This is a genomic window from Streptomyces hygroscopicus subsp. hygroscopicus, from assembly GCF_001553455.1.
GTDB lineage: Bacteria > Actinomycetota > Actinomycetes > Streptomycetales > Streptomycetaceae > Streptomyces > Streptomyces hygroscopicus.
Window position 1 is genome coordinate 1 of record NZ_BBOX01000503.1, and the last position, 2,340, is coordinate 2,340.

Annotated in this window: 1 protein-coding gene; it reads left to right on the forward strand. The window is 76.0% G+C overall.

Annotated elements, in window-relative coordinates; genetic code table 11:
- Positions 1-114: 114 nt before the first annotated feature.
- Positions 115-2,244 (forward strand): M48 family metalloprotease, encoded by a 2,130-nt coding sequence (locus AXW62_RS37410; RefSeq protein WP_060948308.1) that lies wholly within the window; start codon positions 115-117, stop codon positions 2,242-2,244.
- The last annotated feature ends 96 nt before the right edge of the window (positions 2,245-2,340 follow it).

A 2,340-nucleotide genomic window follows, 5' to 3' on the forward strand; every position in this document is an offset into this window, starting at 1 on the left:
GGGCGACACCGCCTGGGACGGCACGGTCCAGGATGGCACCGTCCGCACGGGAACCTCCCGCACGGAAACCTCCCGCACGGAAACCCCCCGGACGGACACCGCCCGGGAGCACCGATGATCGCTGCCGCCCGCGCCGTCCTCGCCCTCGCCCTGCTCGCCGTCCTCTACGCGCTGGTCGCGTCCATGGTGCTGCTCTGGGCGGCCTTCCTCGCGGTGGCCTTGTGGAGCGCCAGGGCGCCCGGGGTCCAGACGCCGCCCACCAGCGCCATCATCGCCTGCGCGGCGTTCGCCCCGATCGTCTTCGGCATGGCGTGGGCGGTGGTCCGCACCGCCCGCCCCTCCGCCCCGCGCGAGGACGCGGTGACGGTGACCCGGCGCGGGGCGCCCGAGTTATGGCGCATGGTCGAGGAACTGGCGCTCGGCGTCGGCACCCACCCGCCCGCCCATATCCGACTGACCGCCGAGGTCAACGCCTCGGTCACCGAGGACGCCCCGCTCCTCGGGCTGGCCCCCGGCCGACGCGTCCTCTATCTCGGCCTGCCCCTGCTGGCCGGTCTGTCGCTCGCCGAACTGCGCGCCGTCCTCGCACATGAGCTGGGCCACTTTTCCCACCGTCACAGCCGCTTCGGCGCGGTCGCCCACCGGGGCGCGGCGGGGCTGGTCGCGGCCCGGCAGGCGATCCAGGACGCGTCGGCCGCCAATGACCTGGTACGGCTGTACGCGGGCGGGCCGCTGCTGCTGCTCGGCCTCTACACCTACCTCTTTCGCTGGCTCACCCGCCCGGTCCGGCGGCGCCAGGAGCTGGAGGCCGACCGGGAGGCCGCCCGGGTGGCCGGTCCGGGCGCGGTCGCCGACGCGCTGTGCTCCACGGAGGCGCTGGGGGCGGCGTGGCAGCAGTTCCTGGCGGAGTTCCTCGCCCCGATGCGCCGGGCGACGGGTCGGATACCCGACGATCCGTTCCGCGCCTTCGCCCATATGGTCCAGGCCCCCGAGCTGCGGGAGCCGCTGGCCACACTGCGCGCCCGCGCCGTCGAGCGGCCCGCCGGACCCGACGACGCACATCCGCCGCTGGCCACCCGGCTGGAACGGCTGGCGCGCCTGCCCGCCGCGGAGACCGGAGCCGTGCCCCTCTTCGCCCGCCCCCTCTCCGTCCCGCCCAGGTACGCGATCGAGTTGGGCCGCATCCTGTTGCCCGGCCCGGACGCGGGGACGAGAGTGCCTTGGCGGGACTGGCTCATCGAACTGGCCGAGCACCGTGCGAGGCGGCCCCTCGCACCGCTGGCGGAGGCCGTCCGCACGGTCGAGGAGGCGGAGCGGACGGGGCGGCTGAAGGATGAGCGGACGGAGCGGCCGAAGGCCGAACGGACGGAGGGGCCGGAGGATGAGCGGACGGGACGGCCGGGGACCGAACGCACGGAGCGGCCGGAGGCCGAACGGACGGCGTGGAGGAAGGTGGAGCGGGCGAAGGCGGAGCGGCCGGAGACGGAGCGGGAGCCCGACGCGCTGACGATCCAGCGGGTGCTGCGGCTGCTGGACGGTGGCCGCCGGATGCCGCTCGCCCGCGCACTCAACTCCCGTCTGCCCCGGGGTGCGCAGAACGAGAGCGATCCGCTCCGCCCTCTGGCCGACGCCCTGGCCGTGCTGATCGGGGCGCAGTTGGTATCGCGGGGGGTCGCCTACTGGGCGATGGACTGGACCGGCCCCAGCATTCTCGTACCGCCCGCCGGCATCGCCCCCGAGACCATCCACACCTGGGCCGACACCGCCGTCCGGCTGCCCGGCCAGACCCAGCGGCTCGGTCTGCACCTGGCCGCCCTGGGCGTGGACGAACGCGCACCGCTGCCCACCGGCCCGGCCGGGGGCGCGGTGGACGGCGTGGTGCCGGGGGCCCCTGGAGAGCAGCCGCGGCTGATCAGCATCGTGCCGGGGGCCACCGGCCCCGCGCGTCGGCGGATCACCGCCGTACGGGCGCTGGCGCTCACCGTGCTGCTGGGGATGGCGGGGCTGACGTTCGTGCTGTGGGCCAACAGGGACGAGCCGAGTTACCCCGGGACGCCGGTGTCCCCCTGGACCGACGGCTACCGGCCGGGCGGCGGCACCACCGGCGGCACGGTGCCCGCCCCGCTCCCGACCTACCTCTACCCCACCGCCCCGGTGTGGCCGACGCCCCCGGCCTACCGGCTGCCGCCGCCCTCGCTGCCGGGCATCGACATCAAGCCGCTGGTCCCGAGATCCACGCCATGACCCCGCCGCCCCTCAAGACCACCGCCCTGACCGACTCCGTCCCCGCCCCCGGCCTCGGCACCAGAGGCGGCGACACCCACCCCGACCCCAGACCCC

Coding starts and splice junctions, on each gene's coding strand:
- AXW62_RS37410 (WP_060948308.1), top strand. CDS start 115: ATGATCGCTGCCGCCCGCGCCGTCCTCGCCCTCGCCCTGCTCGCCGTC.